Annotated in this window: 19 protein-coding genes; 2 read left to right on the forward strand and 17 right to left on the reverse strand. The window is 50.7% G+C overall.

What is annotated here, in order from left to right:
• Positions 1-329: 329 nt before the first annotated feature.
• The 4 genes from WJM45_RS14705 to coxB are packed head-to-tail and all read right to left on the reverse strand — an operon-like array spanning position 330 to position 4,669.
• Complete coding sequence (locus WJM45_RS14705) at positions 330-1,109, reverse strand: cytochrome c oxidase assembly protein (protein WP_341325831.1); 780 nt, start codon at positions 1,107-1,109, stop codon at positions 330-332.
• On the reverse strand, positions 1,100-1,432 hold the full coding sequence (locus WJM45_RS14710) for a hypothetical protein (RefSeq protein ID WP_341325832.1): 333 nt from the start codon (positions 1,430-1,432) through the stop codon (positions 1,100-1,102). Before WJM45_RS14710 ends, WJM45_RS14705 begins: the two co-directional genes overlap by 10 nt.
• A 26-nt stretch (positions 1,433-1,458) precedes the next feature.
• On the reverse strand, positions 1,459-3,981 hold the full coding sequence (gene ctaD, locus WJM45_RS14715; RefSeq protein WP_341325833.1) for a cytochrome c oxidase subunit I: 2,523 nt from the start codon (positions 3,979-3,981) through the stop codon (positions 1,459-1,461).
• A complete protein-coding gene (gene coxB / locus WJM45_RS14720; RefSeq protein WP_341325834.1) occupies positions 3,968-4,669 on the reverse strand; it encodes a cytochrome c oxidase subunit II in 702 nt (233 codons plus the stop codon). The genes ctaD and coxB overlap by 14 nt, the downstream gene beginning before the upstream one ends.
• 39 nt (positions 4,670-4,708) lie before the next feature.
• Here coxB and WJM45_RS14725 point away from each other — a divergent pair, with 39 nt between their 5' ends.
• The gene (locus tag WJM45_RS14725; protein ID WP_341325835.1) at positions 4,709-5,161 is read left to right on the forward strand and encodes a DUF2231 domain-containing protein; all 453 of its coding nucleotides are present in this window, start codon (positions 4,709-4,711) and stop codon (positions 5,159-5,161) included.
• Between the two features lie 33 nt (positions 5,162-5,194).
• Here WJM45_RS14725 and WJM45_RS14730 read toward each other — a convergent pair whose 3' ends face one another.
• From WJM45_RS14730 to WJM45_RS14740, 3 genes are all read right to left on the reverse strand, one after another.
• Complete coding sequence (locus tag WJM45_RS14730; protein ID WP_341325836.1) at positions 5,195-5,605, reverse strand: CopD family protein; 411 nt, start codon at positions 5,603-5,605, stop codon at positions 5,195-5,197.
• 310 nt (positions 5,606-5,915) lie between these two features.
• On the reverse strand, positions 5,916-7,421 hold the full coding sequence (locus WJM45_RS14735) for a phenylacetate--CoA ligase family protein (protein WP_341325837.1): 1,506 nt from the start codon (positions 7,419-7,421) through the stop codon (positions 5,916-5,918).
• 459 nt (positions 7,422-7,880) lie between these two features.
• Complete coding sequence (locus tag WJM45_RS14740; RefSeq protein WP_341325838.1) at positions 7,881-8,897, reverse strand: IS110 family transposase; 1,017 nt, start codon at positions 8,895-8,897, stop codon at positions 7,881-7,883.
• Between the two features lie 1,451 nt (positions 8,898-10,348).
• On the opposite strand from WJM45_RS14740, the gene WJM45_RS14745 reads away from it, so the two are divergent.
• The gene (locus WJM45_RS14745) at positions 10,349-11,146 is read left to right on the forward strand and encodes a hypothetical protein (protein ID WP_341325839.1); all 798 of its coding nucleotides are present in this window, start codon (positions 10,349-10,351) and stop codon (positions 11,144-11,146) included.
• Here the strand turns inward: WJM45_RS14745 and WJM45_RS14750 are convergent.
• From WJM45_RS14750 to WJM45_RS14795, 10 genes are all read right to left on the reverse strand, one after another.
• Positions 11,143-12,126, reverse strand: a complete 984-nt coding sequence (locus WJM45_RS14750) for a DUF2156 domain-containing protein (RefSeq protein WP_341325840.1) — start codon at positions 12,124-12,126, stop codon at positions 11,143-11,145. The two genes, WJM45_RS14745 and WJM45_RS14750, sit on opposite strands and share 4 nt — an antisense overlap.
• A gap of 271 nt (positions 12,127-12,397) precedes the next feature.
• On the reverse strand, positions 12,398-12,856 hold the full coding sequence (locus WJM45_RS14755) for a hypothetical protein (protein ID WP_341325841.1): 459 nt from the start codon (positions 12,854-12,856) through the stop codon (positions 12,398-12,400).
• Between the two features lie 1,060 nt (positions 12,857-13,916).
• Positions 13,917-14,768 carry a GNAT family N-acetyltransferase gene (locus tag WJM45_RS14760; RefSeq protein WP_341325842.1) on the reverse strand — a complete coding sequence of 284 codons (852 nt, stop codon included), beginning with the start codon at positions 14,766-14,768 and terminating at the stop codon, positions 13,917-13,919.
• 350 nt (positions 14,769-15,118) lie between these two features.
• The gene (locus WJM45_RS14765) at positions 15,119-17,512 is read right to left on the reverse strand and encodes a DEAD/DEAH box helicase family protein (protein ID WP_341325843.1); all 2,394 of its coding nucleotides are present in this window, start codon (positions 17,510-17,512) and stop codon (positions 15,119-15,121) included.
• A gap of 591 nt (positions 17,513-18,103) precedes the next feature.
• Complete coding sequence (locus tag WJM45_RS14770) at positions 18,104-18,304, reverse strand: addiction module protein (RefSeq protein WP_125218743.1); 201 nt, start codon at positions 18,302-18,304, stop codon at positions 18,104-18,106.
• Between the two features lie 119 nt (positions 18,305-18,423).
• Positions 18,424-18,546, reverse strand: a complete 123-nt coding sequence (locus WJM45_RS14775; RefSeq protein WP_341325844.1) for a hypothetical protein — start codon at positions 18,544-18,546, stop codon at positions 18,424-18,426.
• Positions 18,547-18,618: 72 nt separating this feature from the next.
• On the reverse strand, positions 18,619-18,840 hold the full coding sequence (locus tag WJM45_RS14780; RefSeq protein WP_341325845.1) for a type II toxin-antitoxin system HicB family antitoxin: 222 nt from the start codon (positions 18,838-18,840) through the stop codon (positions 18,619-18,621).
• The gene (locus tag WJM45_RS14785) at positions 18,837-19,091 is read right to left on the reverse strand and encodes a type II toxin-antitoxin system HicA family toxin (RefSeq protein ID WP_341325846.1); all 255 of its coding nucleotides are present in this window, start codon (positions 19,089-19,091) and stop codon (positions 18,837-18,839) included. Before WJM45_RS14785 ends, WJM45_RS14780 begins: the two co-directional genes overlap by 4 nt.
• A gap of 234 nt (positions 19,092-19,325) precedes the next feature.
• Positions 19,326-20,606, reverse strand: a complete 1,281-nt coding sequence (locus tag WJM45_RS14790; protein WP_341325847.1) for a restriction endonuclease subunit S — start codon at positions 20,604-20,606, stop codon at positions 19,326-19,328.
• Positions 20,603-22,084, reverse strand: a complete 1,482-nt coding sequence (locus tag WJM45_RS14795) for an N-6 DNA methylase (protein ID WP_341325848.1) — start codon at positions 22,082-22,084, stop codon at positions 20,603-20,605. Before WJM45_RS14795 ends, WJM45_RS14790 begins: the two co-directional genes overlap by 4 nt.
• Positions 22,085-22,118 lie beyond the last annotated feature (34 nt).

Below are 22,118 nucleotides of genomic sequence, written 5' to 3' on the forward strand. Positions count from 1 at the left end.
GATATTACAAGACAGCAACAGTTCATCGTTTTTGAACGCTACCCTTCGCAAGTCAAATTCCGTGTCGGAGTGCCCGGCAAAGGACGCCGTGATTACGTGCATGTAGGCTCTATAAAGGCATTCATGCTGTCAAAGCCTTTGCGAGTGTAGCCCGGATGGAGCGTAGCGCAATCCGGGAAGTTCGAAGCCACGCCATTCCCGTATTCCGCTACGCTGCATACGGGCTCCGTGTTTTAACAGCGTATATGCCCCGTCGTCTCCATACGTTAATGCCCAAATTTGAAGTGCGAAAGATATAAAGCACTCGCACATCGTGAACCTTGAACGTACTAACCCAACCTAAACAAGCGCAGACCGCACCACCCAGCAGCAATAAGGTAAGGGAGTCCGCCAGGCACCCACATGATCAAACCGGTCAATTGTTGATCTTGAAGGTTGAGCAAATCGTCGTAGAACGGGGTTTGCGCGAAAGTCAGCAAGGCTCCGAGCATGCCTGTGCTCATTAGCGTCAATACTAAAGCCGGCAAGACGGTTAAGGTGCGCCTTAACAAAATCGACCACCAAAATAAGCCGGAGGCGAGTGCGAAGCTGATATGCTCGGCTAGGTGCCACCAGGGATTCACCAACGCCAGATTATAAAAAACCGGTGTATGCCAGAACCAAATCACGAGACTTTGCAGGATGCCGGTCCTCAACGGATGACGACTCAGCCTTAAAAATGGCTTCCACAGCCGTATTCCCGTTGCTCCGCTTGCCGCAAACCATTGCGGTAAAGGCCGAGCCAGTACATAAAGCGGGGCGATAACGACCAGTATCAGCATGTGTTGAACCATGTGCAGGGCCGAGCTTTTATCGAACCACCCGCCCGTACTGCCGAACATCGTCATGACAGCGGTGAGACTGGCTGCATGAAACATCAACCGGCGGTCATTTGTAGGCCGGATGTCTCTTGCTCCGATGACATAGAGCATCCAAAGAGCGGTTGGCAACAGTCCGCCGAGAATGGCCGATAACCGTGCTTCAGTAGCATCCTCGCCCCAGCCATGCGCTTGAACGGAATGAATTGGCAGAGCCGAGACCGCCAACAATAACGCGAGCCTTACAAACATGGCGGTAATAGCAGCGACATGAGTCCCTGGCTGAGCGTTACGACGGCGCCCAATAGATTGACACCGGCCCCCAGTCCGGCGATAAACGCATTGATTTCGGAGTCGGCTCCATTATTTCCGGAACGCGCCGCGCGCCAACAATTATTCGCCCAAAACAACAGCAGACCGGTTACGGCTACGGAACCGATTAACAGCGTCGTATTGATCCAAGTGAAAGCTCCTTGTTCGATAGGAGGCGGCACTTGTTCGCAGAAAAATGCCAAGGCCCCGTACTTCACTATAAACCAGACGATCCAGACCGTGAGTCCTAAAGCCAGTTGCATTGGATGATATACTTCGCGCGGCCACATCAGGCGCTTCTCCAAGCAATAGGCAACAGAATGATGGCGATAAAAGCCAGCCAGAAAACGGCGGTCGTATAAAGCCACCAGGGTTTCACGACCGCTGTTTCGTATGGCGCGGCCTTGCCGACATAGCCATAAGCAACGCGCATAGCCTGCAACGCTGTCATGATCACGGCGAGTCCGCTGTGAAACAATTGATACATCAGTATCACCGCGATCACGGCATCATGGGCAGTTTGTGTGGCAACCAGAGACGAGGACGACCAGGCCCAGATCAATACACAACAATGAGCCAAACCGATCGCCGCGATGCCCCACAATTGCCCCTGCAGATGGTTATCCCTGTCCGCGCGCAAGCGCCGGACGATAGAATGATTCCAAAATGTTGAGATCGTAAGTAGTCCGCCGCTGATCAGCAAAGGCTGCCAAGCCAACGGCGCCGTAGCAGGCTCTTGCCAATGCGGCGCCACGACCCGTAAGTAGAGCCAACCGAAAAGTATGGACAAAAACAGCGCGCCGTCGGCCAAAAGCGTTACGATCATGCCCCATAAACCGGGGCCATTGAAAGTGCGCGAATGCAATTGCGGATAGCCGGGTTTCACGGCAGAATCGGAATCCGTTTCAAGAAAGGCACCGTTTTTCCATGACCAGCTTAGTAATAACACCAGGCTGACCGATACCGCAATCAAGGCTAGATTATTATTGCGGATCAAAAGACTGATACATAACCCGGACAACGCCAAAGCCGAGAAAAAAGGCAGCCAGGAATTACCGGGCAAGTGAATGATTTCTCGAATAGCGCCGGAAACCGGATCTGACCCCCAGGTTTCGCGCCTGCCATGATCGATTTCGGATAAGCGGTGATGTCCTTCAGCTATGGTTGTTTGCAGATCGGGGCTATCCCACATCGGGTGCCGCGTCGAACAGTCCGGCAAGCTGATGAAATTGTAGGGTTGGGGCGGCGTATCGGTCGCCCATTCGAGCGTATCCGCCTGCCACGGATTAGCGCCGGCAGGGCGTCCGAAGCGAAAATGCAATACGATATCGAGCAAAACCATCGCGATACCCATAGCCATGATAAAACCACCCATCGACGATATGCTGTTGGGCAGTTCCCAGCCCAATCCGGCCGGATAGGTGTAAACGCGTCTCGGCATACCGAGCAAGCCGGTCAGGTGCATCACTAAAAATGTCGTGTTAAAACCGATAAAAGTCAGCCAGAAGCCCCAGCGCGCGAGTTTGTCCGACGGCATTCGCCCGGAGAAATGCGGCAACCAATAATAAAGACCCGCCAGCAAAGGAAAGAGCATGCCGCCGACCATCACATAATGCAAATGCGCAACGACGAAATGCGTGTCGTGTACCTGCCAGTTAAACGGCACTAAGGCCAACATGACGCCGGTCAAGCCGCCTATCATGAAGATAAATAGAAAGCCGACCAGCCATAACATCGGCACATGATAAACAGGCCTCCCAGTCCACAACGTCGCCAGCCAGGCGAACAATTGAATACCGGTAGGAATCGCCACCAGCATGCTGGCCATCGAGAAAAACGCCTGCGCCAATTGCGGAATCCCGATCGTAAACATGTGGTGTACCCACAAACCGAAACTGATGAATCCCGTCGAGATAATGGCCAGCACGATCCATCGATAGCCGACGATGGGTTGACGCGAGAACACCGGCAACAGGGTCGAGACGATGCCCGCGGCCGGTAAGAAAATAATATAAACTTCGGGATGGCCGAACAGCCAGAACAGATGTTGCCAAAGAATCGGGTCGCCGCCTCGTGCGACGTCGAAGAACGGCATGCCGGCAGCGCGCTCCAGTTCCAACAGGATGCTGCCTAGTATCAGTGGCGGAAAGCCGAACACGATCATCAGCGCCATGACCAGAATGTACCAGCAAAAGAGCGGCATATGCAACAATGTCATGCCGGAAGTGCGTGTGCGTAAAATCGACACGGTCAGTTCGATGCCTGCCGATACCGCCGAGATTTCGATAAACGTGATGCCGAGCAGCCAGAAGTCGACGTTCGGCCCCGGCGAGTAAACGTCATTGGTCAACGGCGTGTACATAAACCAGCCTGCGGCCGGCGCGATGCCCAACACTAAGCTCGACATCAATATAAGGCTGCCGAAAAGGTAACACCAATAACCGAAGGCGCTAAGACGCGGGAAAACCAAATCGCGTGCGCCGATCATTTTCGGGATCAGATACATCGCCAAACCTTCGAGCACGGGCACCGCGAACAGGAACATCATGACCGTTCCGTGCATCGTAAACAGCTGATCATAAAGCTTCGGTTCGATGATGTTCTGCTCGGGCAATGCCAGTTGCGTGCGCATCAGCATCGCGAGCAATCCTCCGATCAGAAAGAAGATGCCGCCCGTGACCATGAAGCGAATGCCGACCGTCGTATGGTTGACGATAGTCAAGGCGCGCCAGCCGCGCGGATTGCCCCAGACCTTGAGAAATTTATCGTGCAGAGCGGCCTCGGCCTTTCGGGTTTCGTTATTCGTATTCATATTCCTCCAGCCACGACTCAAAATCTTCAGGCGTGTGAACCTGAATCTCCAGCATCATATGGGCGTGGCCCACTCCGCAAAATTCCGCGCACTTCCCCAAGAATTGCCCCGGCGCATCGGCTTCGATCCGCAAGACGTTGGTGCGACCCGGAATCATATCGATCTTACCGGCCAACCTCGGCACCCAAAACGAATGAATGACATCGGCGCTGGTCACATGGATATCGACCGGCGTCCCGGCCGGCAAGTACAGTTCGTTTACCAGCACGATATCGGTATCGGCATAGCGAACCTCCCACCACCATTGATGCCCGATGACATCGATACGCGGCACCGACTGTCCGGCAACAGGCAAAGGCAGCATGCGATAGCCCATCGGAATGCCGAAGCTTAGCAGCGCTACGATGCCGACGATAGGCAGCACCAATCCGCCGCCGATGATCCAGTTTTGATTGATTTTATCGGCTTGCGCTTCGCTAAGCGATCGGGGTTTGCGCCGCATCGCATAAATCCATAAAGCCATGACGACCAGCAATACCGTAACCGAAAAACCGAACATCCCCCACCACAGTCTGCTTACGGCAAGGGCCGAGGGGCCTGCGGGATTTAAAATGGATTGAGGGCCGCTGCAGCCGCTCAGCAAACTCAGCGTGATAATTAACGAAGGTAAGGTTAAACTTGGAATCATCGTTGATAATTCCGACTTCAACCGAGAAAGGAGAGCGTTATGGCGAAAGAACCCATCATCAGCCGCATGTCCATCGGCGGACATCCGATCCACCCGATGCTGATTCATTTCCCGGTAGCCTTTTTGCTCGGCTTGGTAGGCGCCGATTTGGCCTTCCTCTATACGGCCGACCCATTCTGGATTCGAGTCGGTTTGTGGTTGTCGGGTCTTGGCAGTCTCGGCGGCTGGTTTGCCGGGCTGGCAGGCTTCATCGACCTGATACTCGTTCCGCGCATCCGAAATTTGCCGATCGCGTGGATCCATGCGTTGCTGGCCGTCATGACCCTGGCGCTGGCTTCGCTCAATTGGGCATTGCGCTTTCATGACGAAAGCGGCTTCGATCTTTGGTATTTGTATCTTTCGCTGCTGACGGCGGCGTTGATTGCCGTTACCAGCATGTTGGGCGGGCAACTGGTTTATGGGCATGGCGTCGGGGTTCATTCCGAACCTTGATACAGTCACCTTGAGATATCTCACTGTCGACTCCTAAAAAGGTTTGGTCAGCACAATCCAAACGATGGCCGGAATCATTATCGCCGCGGTAATTCCGATCGCTATGCACGGCAGGGTTAAGTTTTTATCGAGCGCTTGTTCCGTGCGAATTAGAATCCAGCCGTTAAGAGCATGACACAATACGAGTATCACGACCAGACTTAGCTTCAAAATGAGCCATCGGTCGATAATGCCGCTCGTCAAAAATAAGGCCGTACCGGAAACGATTGCGGTCAAAGCGGCCGGCGTCGCTACCCCAGTAAAGATCTGGAACGTCAAGGCCTGATGACTTTGTTCTTCATGATCGGAAAAAACACCAGTAATCAGCGCGGGCAGATAAAGCAATGAACCGCACCAACAGATCACAGCCGCTATGTGTAACAGTAACAGCAAAAGCCAAAGCATATTGTTCCCCTTTTAGGTTTGAAGTTTTTCCTAACACCTTCATAAAGTTAGTCAATTTTCAAATATCAAGGGCGTAAATTCAAAGTCCTTCCTGATTAGCAAGTTTCTTCAGCTAAAGCCCAAAGATCAGCAATTCCCTAGCAGGACGGGTTTCGTAAGTCATCCGCGTCAAGCGAAAAAAACGGCCAACCCACATCACGCTCTTTCCCAAGCTCCAGTAGCGTAGGTCGGGTTAGCGCAAGCGTAACCCGACATTTTGTCCATCGACATGTCGGGTTACGGCTCCGGCTAACCGGCAAGAGATATGCAATTAGTTTCGCGTATAACGATGTTTCACGCCTGCGGGAAAATAGTCGGGATCGGCAAAGGCATGTAAAGTCAGTTTGGGCCGCTGTCTTTCGGCTGGCGTGTAATGAGCAAATTCGCTGTTCAGGCGTAATAATTCCCGACGAATCGAGTCCGCGATCGCCGGCGCCATGGCTTCGGTCGCCTTGATGTCGGGTAATAATTCTACGGCAATATGCAAAACCTTATTTCCCTCACTGGTTTCCTGCGTTTCCAAAACGAATTTACCGGTGACCCAACGCATGATGTCGGGCTTTTCTAAACCGACCGAAACATTTTCAGGATAAATATTGGCGCCGTAATAGGATACGGTAAAGTCGGCACGGCCGAACACAAAAACGAATGGCAATTTTCGCGGCTGAAAATTCTCCGGCAGCCCCAGACCGCTTGAAGAACTCATGCCTTGCGATTCGAGGAATGCCCACATCGTATCGTATGGGATTAATCCGCCTTTATCGGCGATGTGATAGCGAACTAGAGGAACGCTGTTTTCACCGGATACGACTAAAGTCCCTTCATGCATTTCGAAAAAACGGCTGATTGGATCATACTGCACCAGCGTCGGTAAGCGCGATTCGCCGAATAATTGACGCGCGGCAGTAGGATGTTTGGCCAACCAACGGCGAATCGCTATGCTCAACGGCGTTTCGTTACCCAGTACGCCTCCATCCGCAGTACCGTACAAGGAAGCCGAATCGAAACACGGCGCGTTCGAGCCGGTGCGCTTGCCGATCAATTCACGCCATTCCTCGCTGAATACTTCACCGGCAAATACCAATTTAGGTCGGTAGGCGTGCCAGTTTATGCCTTCGGCACTACCGGCATCGATTACGTCTTTGACGAATGGCGGATAACCCAACAGAACCGTTTGCTCGAAATGCGGCGCTAGCTCTCGGACTACTCGAAAAATCTCAGCTTTATTATTGCCCGGTGTCGCCACCATCAAAGGATAACCTTTTTGGGCTAGGTGCCAGCAACAGGAGGTCGTAAACAAACCGCCGACCCAATTGCCCAGGGCAAAACAAACGATTGCCAGGGTACGTTTTTCGTGCGCGCGGAAACTGTCGCGAAAAACTTGCTCGAAGCGTAGTGCCACATCCAGTTCGTAAGCGGCGGAGCGAGGCCAGAAAGTCGGCCGACCGGTAGATCCGGAAGATACCGCCACACGATCAGATCCCGTCAGGGTTCCTCCCAAGCAGCGATCCGGTAAAGGGTACGACTGCATATAATCGCTTTTGCCCATCAGCGGCAAATGGCTGAATTGTTGATAAGTCGTTATGTCGCCCGGATTGATTTGCCGCGAGTCGAGAAAATGACGATAAGCGGGGACTTCAGCCGCACAGCGTTGAAACAATTTCAGTACGCGCTCTTGTGCGTCGATATCCTTATGATCCGTCAGCAATTCATCTAAAGGAGTATTGAAAAAGCGATTAAATAGGGAGTCGTTAGCGGGCTTTAACGGGTTGGACATGGCGATTTCCTAACATTTTTGTTTAAGAAGATTCATTGTCATGCTTCTCGCTCTTTGCGACGAACAATTAAATAGCTATACTCATATATGGACTCCTCGTTTATTGCAAGCCAAGTTTTCAAAAAATGATGTCAAAACAGAGATCAAGATTGCAGCCATATATCCGGTCTCTCAACAGAGGCTTTATTGCCTCAGGACTCCTGATGAATCTATCCGCGCGCCTATTCCTCAACCATCGTAACGGTTTCTTAAGAACCTATGAGTATATCGGGTTGTAAAAGCACCGGTCTGACCTGTTGTTGTCATCAATGATTGTCTACTTGCCTCCGCAATCTTGTGTACTCGGTTAAATCAATCGCACTCATCAGGGTTATCCACGCTTTGTCCACGGGCGGAGAGCTCTCTTCTCTAGCTCGGAGCCGGTGGGCAAAGGGTGGATAACCCGGCCCGAAGCCCGCGTTAGGCAGGCGCCCCTTGATAAGCTTCATTTTTCGTGGTCATTGCCCACAAGATGCGGGCGTTTTTGTTGGCCAGGGCAACCGCGGCCTTGTTAAAGCCGCGTCGCTCGACCAGCGACTGCAGCCACTGGCTGAGTTGATCTGTTTTGCCAGCACAGTTTTTGACCACCGCGCGTGCACCATGAATTAAGTTGGTTCGGATATAACGATTACCCCGTTTACTGATCCCCAGATAGCGGGGTTTATCGCCGCTGCTATGCTGCCCGGGAACCAGGCCCAGACTCGCTGCATAATCTCGGCTACTGGCATAGCCTTTGCCGTCCCCGATATCAGATGCCACAATCGTGGCGGTGATCGGACCCACCCCGGGAACATCCAGCATACGTCGGCTTAATGCATCGGCTTGACTGAGCCTGCCAAGCCGTTTGTCTTGCTCCTTAATCGCCTTATCCAATTCTCTTAACCGTTCGGCTTGCTCCGCAATCAGCTCTCGACACAGCGCTGTTAGTCCGTTCTCGGCATCTTCTAAAATATCAGGCAATTGTTTTCTGACTTGATCGACCCCTTTGTGAATGGCAATGCCGCGCTCCAGCAAGGCTCCACGAATCTGATTCACTACAGCAGTTCGTCGTTTGACCAGATCCTGGCGTAGATTATGAAGCAGTTGCATATCTTGCTGTACTTCGGTTTTGATCGACACCACCCGCTTATTGGGCCGGCCGACCGCATCAAAAATCGCTTGGGCATCGTTAAAATCATTCTTGTTGCCGACCACGAAGCTCTTGACAAACTTCGCGTTCAATAACATCACTTCATGGCCCAGTTTAGTTAATTCTCTAGCCCAATAATGGCTACTGCCGCACGCCTCGATACCAATCGTGCTGACCGGATAATTGGCGAAGAAGGTCAAGACTTGCGCCCGTTTGAGTTTTTTCTTGATGACTTTATTATCCGCATTCAACGTATACAGATGAAAAATGTTCTTTGCGATATCTAAACCAATTACGCTAGTATTCATCTCGGACTCCTCTTGTTTTGTTTTTTACTAAGGTGCTATTTGACACCAACAGAGTGAGAGGAGTCCATATCATCATCGCAGATGAAAATTCGGCCTCGGGGTGCCCGTCAAAGAACGCCGTGAATACGTCCATGTAGGCTCTATGCCAGCTCCATGCTGGCAAAGCCTTTACCGAGCACCCCGAGGCCTCCTCCGGCACTGCCGAAATTTGAAGTGCAAAAGGTATAATAATAGTCGACAAAATAATTGTTTTTTCGAACCCATGAGTACTTGTTACTGCACACCAGCAGAGCTTCTCTTAAAGGGTTTCCGGATGAAGAAGATACCAGTCTAACTAGGCTATGTGCACTGTTTACAGACGCTGATTCCATTAGGGATGTTATTGCATTTCCAAAGAATAACTCGGGCCACGACACCATGACAGATACACATTCCGCGTAATTATTCACACCCCTATCGTTCCCGCGCTCCGGCGTGGGAATGAAGACCGAGACGCTCTGACGTCCCGTACCGCTGGAGCGGTACTCAGGTAATCCCACGCAGAGCGCTCGCCGTTATACACAAGTATCGGTAAACTTACTAAACAGAGGTCATCGTATACCTGGAAACGGTGCTGTTTAATAAATCTGTGAATATTGAACATCAGTGGCTTTCCCTCACCTAGCGTTAGGTGAGGGACGACGAAGGCGTCGCTCCCACAAGGGGTCGGATGCTCTGTGGGAGCGATCCCCAGATCGCGATTTCGAAGTCGGGAACGTTGGGCGACAAAAAAATAGTATCGAGGACTCAATAGCTAAGATTGCAAAACGGTAATTTTTGACTTATGTATAACGATGAGTGCAGAGCGTGGGAACGATAATTGCCGGGGGACTGAATAGTTACCATTCCGCAATTAAAGTCGAACAACTTGACGAACTCGGTATTTCATTGCGTCCAACACGCTAACGGGAATTTTTAGCTATGTTGAATGTCATGTTTATTGTTGAGGAAAAATTATATTGATGAAATCTTCCATGATGTCTTTGCTTGGATATTTAAGTATTATGGCTTATTCGTGTGTTTCTTTCCTCTTTAGTATTTATAACCTATCGGAGATCAAAATTCGGCGCCGGGGTGCCCGTCAAAGGACGCCGTAAACCCAGCACATAAATTCCATAGCCTATTGGGCATGATTGATTACATAGATAATTTAGGTGCTGGGTAAATACATCCATGTAGGCTCTATGCCAGCTCCATGCTGGCAAAGCCTTTGCCGAGCACCCCGGTGCCTCCTTAGGCACTGCCGAATTTTGAAGTACGAAAGGTATATTCATAGTTATTCCTCAGTAATGCGAAAATATCGATCTATCTCCCGCGCTATTTTTTTATCGAGTCTACTTATATTTGAGATTAGTTGCAGTGGCTTCTGGAAACAACTGCCATTCGATAGACTTGCAGATGATGCCAGAGGCATGTCAAATGGCGACTTGGCCGGCCCCGGCCAGCAGCGGGTGCATGCCGCGCGCTTAGAAGTTCCGATTCAAGACGAAAGCTTGGAGGTCGTGCTTTATAAACCTAAGAGTCCTCCTCAGACACCGGCCCCCGCTATTGTCTTCTTGCCGGGCCGCATGGCCACGGACGACCAGTATGAAAGCTACGCCCGTGCGCTGGCCTCCCGTGGGTTTGTCGTGGCCGTGCGGAGTTGGTATTCGCTTTTCAGAAGCGACCTCGAACTGGCCCATGATGCGAAAATCATAGCCGATTGGCTAATCAAGGATCAGGGGGTCGATTCGAGAAAAATCGGCATCGCTGGTCATTCGATGGGTGGTAAGAATGCGATAATGGCCGCTGCAAAGTATGGTGGATTTGCCAGCGTAGTGGCCATCGATCCCGACGACAACGGTAACGTTTCGGTGGTACATGGTCTGCTTGCCAGCTTGAAGGCCCCCTTGCTGTTGATCGGTGCAGAAGTCGGATGGCGGGCTTCCAGCGTCTGCGCTCCGCTGGCGACTAATTATCTGCGTTTCTTCGAGCAGGCGCCGGCTGGAACCATTGAACTGGAACTAAAAGCTGCTGACCATGTGCAGATGCTGGATCAGCCGGACAGATTCGGCTATGGCATATGCCGAAGCGGCACGGCGGATTCGCGCCAAGTGCGCATCACGGCAAGGCGCGCTACCGTTGGTTTTTTCGTCCAGCACCTCCAGGGCGGGCCGGTTTTGCCAAAGGCGACTTCCGTGCACGCCAGGTTTCGCGTAGCAAAGGCTTAACCCGTCACGGAAAAATTAAAGGCCCGTAACAAGGCATAAAGCTCGGTCGGCCTGAGGCGAGACGATTGGAAAATCAGGTATAAAGGCTCCCTTTTCGTTATCCCGAACTTTTCCCAGAATACCGTTTTGCCGTGCTGATGCATCAGTTTAGCCGCTAAGCGGTAAAGCCTGCGAGACAGAAACTCAACGATGGCGCCGTAACCCTCAATACGCCCCAGTGCCTTCAGCGGCCCGACCCCCAGGCAGACCGAATCGACACCTTCTTCCCGAAGTGCCCGCAGGGCTGTAACTATCATAAGTTCGTTGGTGTGCAATGGGGCATTGGGAGCAGAAAACACGATATTGATCAGGTATTGACTCTCCAAACCGCCTGCCCGTAGCATTGAAAGAAAGCCCACTACCTTGCCGGCCCGTTCGCAAAGGAACCAGCGGCGGCCCACCTTATCATCGAAAAGCCTGGGTCGGCCCAAATACATTTGCGGCCCATGCCGGGCATCCAACCAAGCGTCGCAAGCTGCCTGTGCTTGGGCTTTCATCTGGGCGTCTATCTCCCCCTGATACTCGCGCACCGTTACCCCTGTCCGCCTCGTATGATTGAGGTGCTGGCGCAGGTGGCGGCCCTGCGGGCCTGCTTCAGGATCGTTCTGCGGATCGGCCATAAGCAGACTGGCAAATTCCATCGATGCATATCCTCGATCGCGGGTATAGACTTGTAAATCGGCCGTTACCGCGACAAACAAAATAGACCAGCCCTTGCCTGCGCAATAGCTGGCAAAGGCGTCGGTCAAGCGAGGTTTATCTTCGGTCGCGCAGATTGGATCACCAAACACAACGGCACACCTTCGCACAAGCAGAAAGCTGATCAGCCCGTCAATACCGGGAGTATGGAAAGTGCTGCGTAAGGGATCTAGGGCAGCGTGCGACACCGGGCCGCCGTACTGCCGGACTAAGTCTACGGTGGTTAAAAGTGGCTTAGTCATAGGTTGATATTAAATCTTGATAGCGACATAGAAGGAAGTGAGGTGGCATAAACCGCTTGCCGCGTACACACTGGACGGCATTGATCCGAGGCGACCGCGACTGGGGAACCGAAGCCAAAATGCATGAAGCAGAACTGAAAGGCTTAGCGAATTTGTTCAAACTGCGCCTGACCAAAGGTACGCGGTCTCTCGAAGAGACCGGCTTGGAGTGGCGTTTGCCCAAGGATAGGCTCGAAAATGCCCTTAAATTTCCTATATTTTTGGCCTTCACTTATTCATTGCCCTGTACCTGTTGGCCCTTGTGCGCGTTGATCAGCATGTGGCATTCCAAGCAGGATCGCTCGAGCCTAAGCGCAGCCTCCTTAGTCAGTTCTGCATCGCTTTGTGCAGCTGCTCGTTTCAGGTCGTGTATGGCTTCATTAAAGGACTTGCCATGCTTCTCGTAGACGTCTGTAGACAGATAGCCATCAATCGCGGTGGCGTACCTTTCCATGTCCACGGCTGCGGCATTGACACGGTTGAGTCTACCCCGAACGATCGCATCGAGCACATCTTGCATCGAGTCTGACTTTCGACGCATCAATTGGTTCTTTAAGTTGCGGTGAGACGGATTCCTATCATATTCGCCGGCATAGCGCCAAAACTCGACAAAAAGCCAAATGCTTAGAGCGACAAACAAAGCGCCACTTAAGAGCACAACCCTCCACTGCGAACGATTTCTTTGGCTCATGCTTTTCTCCTAGCAGAAAACGAAGTAAATGCTCCCGTGTTTTGGCGATGGCAAACGGTTCGAACCACTAGTTTTAAGAAGTTCCTGAGCTTGTTGAGTGGATAATCCATCTCTGTCGACCAGCAAGTCTTCCAATACCTGCTGGATATACAAGGAATGCCAGTCTCATGGTTCTTGAAATTCGGCTTTTTTGTCATGATTTCTTGAAGTTCAATGATAAAAATTGGTTCTTATTCCCATTCCAGCTCAAGGACTGTAACAAAAGTACCTTACTATTGACTGACTCAAAGCAAGATTTCAATGCGGTTCTAAGCCAGGGCTAATTACTCCCTTTTGATTGAAAAATCGTCTTAGAATAAAAGGCATGGGATGTGTCTATCGAGGACCGCCGTTCACCCAGCACCTAAATTATCTCAGATAGTTGACCATAGCCAATGGACTATGGAATTTAGGTGCTGGGTAAACCCATCCATGGGGGCTTGACGGCAGCGTTCCCTGCTGCCGACATCCTCGCTAGCCACACCCCATACCTTCATAAAGTTAACTAATTTTTGAGTATAAAGGGAGTAGGTCGAACGTGACGTTTTTAGACGGCGATTTATATTGAAAACAGCCTTTTTGCGAATACCTCAAGCAACAGGGTCGGCATGTCATTCTGGCATGTAAACCGGAATCCCATAAACCTAGAAAAAGCATTTCACCATGAAGATCATGAAGAATAAGAAGTTAACTCAATAACTTGTCATTCGTTTATGAACAACTTTCGCTCACCCGAAAGGTTAGCTGCAATGTTTAGGTAATCTATTGAAATACTTCATGAACTTCATGTGCTTCATGGTTGAACTGCCGAATTTAGGATAAAACCTTCCACGAGTGGGTAGAGGATTTTCAGCGGCTTGCCCTCAATCAGCACAGCATCGACCAGGTACAGGTTGTGGTGCAATTGGCTCTTTCCGAATGACCGGGTCTGACCTTGGTATTCGACGATCAACCTCTTTTGCAAGGCGCCGAGCACCGGGCGGGTGCGGTCGATGCGCTCCAGCGACTGCCAGCACGAAACTTAACCCAACTCAAAGCTGGTGACGCCATAGACCTTGTCAATCGGCACCGGCGGCTCTAATCCGATATACATCCGGGCGGTTTCAAAAACCGGTTGCATGGCATAACGATTAACCAAGTTCATTGCGCTCGGGTTTATTGCCGGAATATCGAGAAAAAACGGACTGCCTTTTGGCAATCTGGTTTGCAGCGCCTGCAATAAGGCTTCGGCTTGCAATTCTGTTTGCGCAAACAAAGGGCCGATTTTATAGCCTGTTCGACATTTTCTTGCCATGCCGTAACCGGCAATTTGGCCGTATTCCAGATAGGCCAACGCATGGCTATCGGGTTGATTGAGCCAGGATAATAAAAAGGCGGAACGATCAACGGTAAAAACCGATTGGTCATAATCCATGAGGGCTTGCCAGTCACAAGCCATCACATCGACAATCGCAGGGGCAATTGATTGCGAAGCGCCCGAAAACCCTTGATAGCGAATATTCTGGTACGCCAGCTTGAAGCCAAACTTTTGATAATTGCCCTGTTGGCTGACCACACCGTCCAAGCCGATGGTGCGCCCCTGTATACGATCTATCGCCGCTTGCCATATCCGAATGCCGTAGCCCTGCCCCCGGTATGCCGGCTTGACGATGTAAAAGCCGAGAAAACCAAACGTCTCGCCGTATTTCACCGCTGAAATGCAGGCAATCGGTTCATCGTCCAACAAACCGATTAAAAACCCGTCCGGATCAGCGGAAAAAAAACAATCATGGTCATAAAGCCCCGGATTCCAACCCTCGCTAGCGGCCCAGTCGATCGCAATCGTCACTTCATGACAGGCCATCGGACGGATTTGATATCTGGAATCAGTCATAAATACTCTCAACATTTACGGAAACAATGCGCTCATCAGTAAAGCGGCAATAAAAGTCTTTAAAAACTGCATACTCCACCTCCCGTGAATAGTCTATTGTTGTTGATTCGCGACCATTTGCGTAAGTGGATCAGGTCTGCCTCCCTTTCTTTCCGATAAAGACCTCGTTCGTGCAAAAACTTTTCCTGAGGATTTATCATAAATCAAAAACCTAACGGCTTTTTTTGTAGCGGGTAACGGCCATAATTTGATTTTCAGCATTGGCAATCCATAGCTTCCATAGCCGACGTTAACGCCAAGCTCACCGGCGGTAATGGAACGCCTTGTGAGCTCCAGAACAAACATCGCCTTCAGTATAAATCCTGCTGAAACCCCACAAACACTTCCCGAATGTGCTTCACCTCGCCCAGTTCGTTAACGGCATCGTGGAGGCTGTGGTATTTCAGTTCGATCAACTGCGGCAGTTTTTCCAGGTCCAATTCACCGACACCGCGTTCAACGTAGTGGCCGAGCACAAACTGAAGGAATTCCTGTTGCGGGTAATCCTTGTAATGGCTAAAAATAGTCGCACGATGCGATTCGACACGCTCGGCGCGGCTGAGCGGCGGCTGATTAAACGCAATATAGGCAAGCACATCATAGAGATCGCTTTTCTCGGCATGGATCATGTTGCCGATTTCCCGCAACTGCTCCATGCCGTAACCACGTTCTTGCAGCCCTTCAAGCAGTTTCTTCCTGGTTTGTGGCTGGCCCCAAAGGCGGCGCAGTTCATCTTCGTTCTTGAATAATTCCGGCAGTTGGCCAAACAAGCGCTCGACAAATTGCGCGGCTGACAGGGGTTTTCCGTCCGGCCCCCAGAAGCTGGTGGAACTCATGTGTTGAATCAATCGCTCTTTGCCATCGGCCAGCTTGATCTTCACTTTAACTGTCTTCTTACAGACACAAGGGGATTCACCGCAATCCGGGCAAAGTTCCGGCTCCGGCTGATCGCACTCACACGGGGTCCGGCCGCATATTTTGCAGGGCTCGGGCGTTGTCACCGCGCAGGTACAGGGGATATTGCCGCAGCGTTTGCAGACTTCCGGCTCCAACGGCTCGCCGTCCCATTCCGGGTCGTTGAAGTGCTCATAGGCCTTTACAAAATCGTAAATGGTGAAATAGTCCTTACCGTCAAACAGGCGCGTGCCGCGACCGATAATCTGCTTGAACTCGATCATCGAGTTCACCGGGCGCAACAGCACAATATTACGGATATTACGCGCATCCACTCCGGTGGAGAGCTTCTGCGATGTCGTCAGAATGGTGGGGACGGTTTTTTCATTATCCTGAAACAGGCGCAGAAAACGCTCGCCCTCGGCGCCGTCATTGGCGGTTACCCGCACGCAGTAATTCGGATCGCTACCGGTTTTATACTGGTTAATCAAATCCCGCACGGCCAGGGCATGTTCCTGGGTGGCGCAAAACACCAGCGTCTTCTGGTTCGGGTCAATCATGTCCATAAACAGTTTCACCCGGTAGGCTTCGCGCTCTTTAATCTCGATCACCCGATTAAAGTCATCTTCGGTATAACGCCGGCTTTCTTCTATTTCGCCTTCAATGACGGTGTCATCCGGCGTGTACACATAATCATCCAGCGTGGTGGCAATCTGCTGCACCCGAAACGGGGTAAGGAAACCGTCGTTAATGCCCTGTTTCAATGAATAGACATACACCGGCTCGCCAAAATAGGCATAGGTATCGGCATTGTGTTTGCGTTTGGGCGTGGCGGTTAAACCCAACTGCACGGCAGGCGAGAAATATTCCAGAATGCCGCGCCAGTTGCTCTCGTCATTGGCACCGCCCCGGTGACATTCATCGATAATAATCAAATCAAAGAAGTCCGGCGGATACTCGCCAAAACTGGGCAGCGAATTGCCTTCTTCATCCCGGCCCGACATAAAGGTCTGGAAAATGGTAAAAAAGAGGCTGCCGTTTTTCGGCACCTGGCCTTTCTTGCGGATGGTTTCCGGATCAATGCGGACCAGTGCATCTTCCGGAAACGCGGAAAAGCTGTTGTAGGCCTGATCGGCCAGAATGTTGCGATCCGCCAGAAACAGAATACGCGGCCGTCGATTGGGTTCTCTGCTCAAATTCCAGCGGCTGTGGAACAGTTTCCAGGCCAGTTGAAAGGCAATCGCGGTTTTACCGGTGCCGGTGGCCAGCGTCAATAATATGCGTTGCTCGCCCTCGGCAATGGCTTCCAGGGCGTTATTGATGGCATTGTGCTGGTAATAACGCGGCTGCCAGAAACCGCCCTTGTCTTCAAACGGCACTTCGCCGAAACGCTCACGCCAGGGGTTCGGTTTGGCGAAGGTCAGCGCCCATAGCTCATCGGGCGTGGGGTAGCGATCGACATAGCCTTCCTTGCCTGTGTGCATGTCGATCTGATAAATGCCGACGCCATTGGTGGAATAGGTAAAACGGGTTTGCAGACGCTCGGCGTAGCGTTTGGCCTGTGCCACGCCCTCGGTATCGGCCAGGCTTTGCTTTTTCGCCTCGATAACGCCCAGCTTCTGGCCTTTGTAGAACAGCACATAATCGGCAATGTCCTGCTTACCGCGCTTGCCCGCACCTTGCAAGCGCCCCAGGGTAATCACCTCACGCCGCACCCGGCTGCCGTCCACCACGCCCCAGCCTGCGGCTTTTAACGCGGGGTCGATCAATTCGGAACGCGTCTCTGCTTCATTAAGGCCAACTTTGTTCATCAGGTGTTTTCCTATCCTTTTCTTGTTTGCCCACAGCAACTCACTGTCATTAAGTTAAGCCCTTGCCCCGTCATTCCGCCAGGGATTGGCGGAATCCAGTGCCACGGAGGGCAGGATTTTGAAGCCTCTTCAACACATAGGAGAAAATCGTAGCCAAGCCCCTCTCTCTTCTCTTCATACTCCCTTTGGATTGAATAACCGTCTAAGAATAAAAGGTATGGGATGTGTCTATCGAGGACCGCCGTGAACCCATCCCTGGGGGCTTGACGGCAGCAATCAAACGCCAAGGATGGCGTGAATGCAGATTTTGCAGGAGCAAAAATCTGCCCTGCTGCCGACATCCTCGCTAGCCACACCCCATACCTTCTTCATAAAGTTGGATTCTTTGTCTAATTTTTCGATATGCAAAACTCCGTTCTGGCAATGCCGGTTCCGGAGAGGGTGCGCTTGCTCGATCGACAGGCGTCGGCGGCAGGGAGCCGCCGTCGAGCCTACATGGACGTATTCACGGCGTCCTGTCGGGCGAGTGACCGCACCCTCCCCACCAAAGGACTTTCATGTGCTGGGGCGATGGCCAGACCTTCATGAACGTTACTTTGAAAGTATTCGCGCTTTCACACTTGACCACGGAGAACCTATATCTTGGTCGATTTCGAACGTTTTCAATCGCCGGTCTAGCTCCTCCTTCTGGGACTCAGTGAGTTCAATTTTCGCATCTTCCGCGATTACGCTGTCCCACAAAGCTTCGGCTAGAATAATTCGCTCAGATATTGTAAGTGACTGTATTTCCAAAGTATTTACCTCAGACAGAAAATATATTGCATGATTTTATCACAAGTCAGCGCTGAGACTGCTAGGCAATGAGGACATAACGTTTGGGTTAACCGGCACTGGACTCACCCCGCTTTGGCCTATCCGGCGCGAGGGTGATCGGGATCGGGATCGGGATCGGGATCGGCAATTTTAATCAAACCGGCATCAAGTGTTTTTTTGATGACAAGCGAAGCTTCACAAGCATTTACTAGCAGTGTCATTTGCGGCAGTTGTTGCAACAGCTGCGGAACTCAGCAATGAGCCGGCCAGGTGCAGCGACTTGATCGGCATTTCTATGTAATCTCATAAATAACCGGACGATATTTTGGAGGAGGAATGTGCTTTCCGTTTGCTTTTGCAGCGGCTAACCAACTCTCTTTGGCTACCAACACTTCTGCCAAGGCTTGAGCCGGTGTTTCAGCAAAAGCTGAGCACGCCTTAAGATCCGGAATATCAGCGATATATCCCTCGTCATCTTCGCTATAAAAGATATTGATATGATAGTCTTTCATCATTCTTCTCCAATTTGGAGGTTGTGTGCTTCAATCAATTGCAGCATCTGTTTAATTTGGTAAGGTTTTGCTTTCCCTTTGACATTTTGAAGATTCAGTAATTCCGGTATGTCCGCATGTATGAAAATGTGATGGCTCCCGTTGACTCTGTCTAGTTGAAAACCGAATGCCTCAGCAAGCGCCACTGCTTCCGAAAAACGCACATTTTTTGTTCCTAATAATATCTTTTGGAGGAGCTTCTGCTTTTTCATCATTTTCCCTGACTATTCTTTGATTTGCCCCTGATATGACTTGACCGGGACTTTTTGCCCTGGAACAATTCCCATAGATTCGCAAATTTCTCTAGGAATTACAATCTGATACTTCGGAGAAACAGCTACAAAAATCATGCCACCGCCTCATCTATGGTAACTATTCAGTCCCCCGGAAATTATCGTTCCCACGCTCTGCATGGGAACGCCTGGGTACCGCTCCAGCGGTACGAGACGCTAGAGCGTCTCGGTCTTCATTCCCACGCCGGAGCGTGGGAACGATAGGGGGTGTGAATAATTACCATCTATGAGTATGTCAGGTTTTGCGGTGAGTTCGCCGGAGAAGGCTTTTTGGAGTAGGGATTGTTTGAGTTCGTTTAGTGAGTTGAGTTTTTGTTGATAAATAGACTCGAGACGCCTAGTTTCAGCGGACAACCCATCTAACAAAACTACTAATTCTTTTTGTTTTTCCACTGACGGTAAAGGCACTTTAAATTTCCGCATAGATTTCAAAGAGACGTTTTTGATAGTTGCACCAGTAGCTTCACGATGAGCATAACTCAGAAAATACGGGCTCTGTATCACATATTTAACAAACGCCTTTTCGACGCCATCTATAAGATTAAAATAGCAAGCGCTTTTTCCTAAGATAACTTTCTCATTATTATAAAATGCCACATTACCCAAAGTACCGTTAATGGAGACCAATACTGTTCTTTCATTAAGCTCTTTTTTGTATTTCTCAAATTCTTCAAAAGAAACTTTTTTCGTTCTTTCTTTAAACTCGATCACCCCATCATTTAAGTTATTGCCATTAATAAAGTGATATTCACCATCTGGCGTATATTTTGGAGTTCCATGCAAGCCATCGCCAAGTTTGCTGGTTATTTCTTCTAACTCTTTATCTTCCCAGCCATCACCTCGCTGAGTAAAAACCAAATTCAAATAACTTTCAAACAACTCACGGGCATTGGCGAGGTTTTTTTCGGTGTTGGCTATCGCTGTGTCGATGCCGGCAAAGGCTTCATCGAGAATGGCGACGATGCGTTTTTGGTCTTCTATCGGTGGTACCAATATCTGTACACTACGAACAAGATCAATGTTCAAGTTTCTTACTGTTGAGCCAGAAGCCCTATCATCAAATTGTTGATATGCCTCTGGAGAACCAAGGAAATAGTAAAGATAGTCATGATTTAATGACTCAGATATATTACCAAGCACTAACCATCCGTCGTGAATACACCCGGATGTCCTCATAATATAAGGACGACCAAAACTCATCGAGTTTGATAACAGGAAATCCCCATCATGGACCAAGCGTGATCGCCTTATTCCTTCTGGCTTTATTTTTTGTTTGGTTTCATAAATATATTTTGAGCTGGCTGTAGCGTCACTGATTTTTATCCAGTTGACTCCCTCAGGTTCATCTGTCAAAAACTCCTTAATTGGCCTTGGCGATCCACCACGAGCAATATCACATAGTTCATCGAGCTTTTTGACTTCCCAGTTCCCCCTCATAACATCCCCCGAATCCCTTCCAGTATCTCCACGCTCTCCGCATCCAGGGTTTCGATCTCGTTGATGATCACTTCCGGATCACGTAGCGGGTCTTCTTCTACCTTATTGGGATTCTTCACCGACAGGTCAAAGCTGGCCGGGTCGATGTCATTGATACTCACGCTCCAGGATTCGTCGGAATCGGCAAAAGTTTTTTGCAGTTGTACAAATTCTTTCAGGTCGTTGTCGTTGAGCGGATTGGTCTTGCCCAGACTGCGGCCGGGGTCGAGGTGGTAATACCAGATAGTGCGGGTCGGTGCGCCTTTCTCGAAAAACAGCACCACGGTTTTGACCCCCGCACCTAAAAAAGTACCGCCGGGGCAGTCGAGAATGCTGTGCAGATTGCAGTTTTCCAGCAGTTCCTGGCGCAGCGCTTTGGAGGCGTTGTCGGAATTGGAGAGGAAGGTGTTTTTAATCACCACCGCCGCGCGGCCACCGGCTTTGAGGTTTTTAATAAAGTGCTGCAAGAACAGAAAGGCGGTTTCGCCGGTCTTGATCGGGAAGTTCTGCTGCACCTCTTTGCGCTCCTTGCCGCCAAAGGGCGGATTGGCCAGAATCACGTCAAAACGGTCTTTTTCCTGAATATCGCTGATATTCTCGGCCAGGGTGTTGGTGTGAATAATATTCGGCGCTTCGATGCCATGCAGAATCATGTTCATAATGGCAATCACATAAGCCAGGCTTTTCTTTTCCTTGCCGTAGAAGGTAGTGGTTTGCAGCGTGTTGAGCTGGTCGGTGCTGAGATTGGCGCCCTTGCCATCCACATCCTCAAAGCCGCCATAACGCAGGTAGTCGTAGGCTTCGCAGAGAAAGCCCGCCGAACCGCAGGCGCCATCGTAAATGCGTTCGCCGATTTTGGGGTTAACCACCTGAATCATCGCGCGGATCAGTGGCCGTGGCGTGTAATACTCGCCGCCGTTGCGCCCGGCATTGCCCATGTTCTTGATTTTGGCTTCGTAGATATGCGACAGCTCGTGCTTTTCTTTCTGTGAGCGAAACCGAAGCGCGTCGATATATTCCAGCGCATCGCGCAGCGAATAGCCGCTGGTGAAGCGGTTTTTGATCTCGGCGAAGATTTCACCGATCTTGTATTCGATGGTAGCCGGGCCGCTGGCGCGTTGCTTGAAGCCCTGCAAATAAGGGAACAGATCGCGATTGACGTAATCGATCAGGTCATCGCCGGTCAGGGCGTTGTTGTGGTCGAAATTGCCTTTGCCGTCCTTGGGTGCCGCCCAGCTGGACCAGCGGTGCGGCGCATCGATGATGAATTCATAGTTTTTACCCTGTAGCTCGGCCTGCATGGCCTTGTCCTGCTCCAGATCATCCAGGTATTTGAGAAACAGCATCCACGATGTCTGCTCGGTGTAATCCAGCTCGGTGGTACAGCCGGCCTCTTTCCAGAGTACATCGTCGATATTTTTGAAGGTTTGTTCGAACATTGGGTCCCTGTTTTTAGTTTGGTTTGTCTTGCCG

Origin of the sequence: Methylotuvimicrobium sp. KM2 (genome assembly GCF_038051925.1) — a bacterium.
In the GTDB taxonomy this organism is placed as follows: Bacteria; Pseudomonadota; Gammaproteobacteria; order Methylococcales; family Methylomonadaceae; genus Methylotuvimicrobium.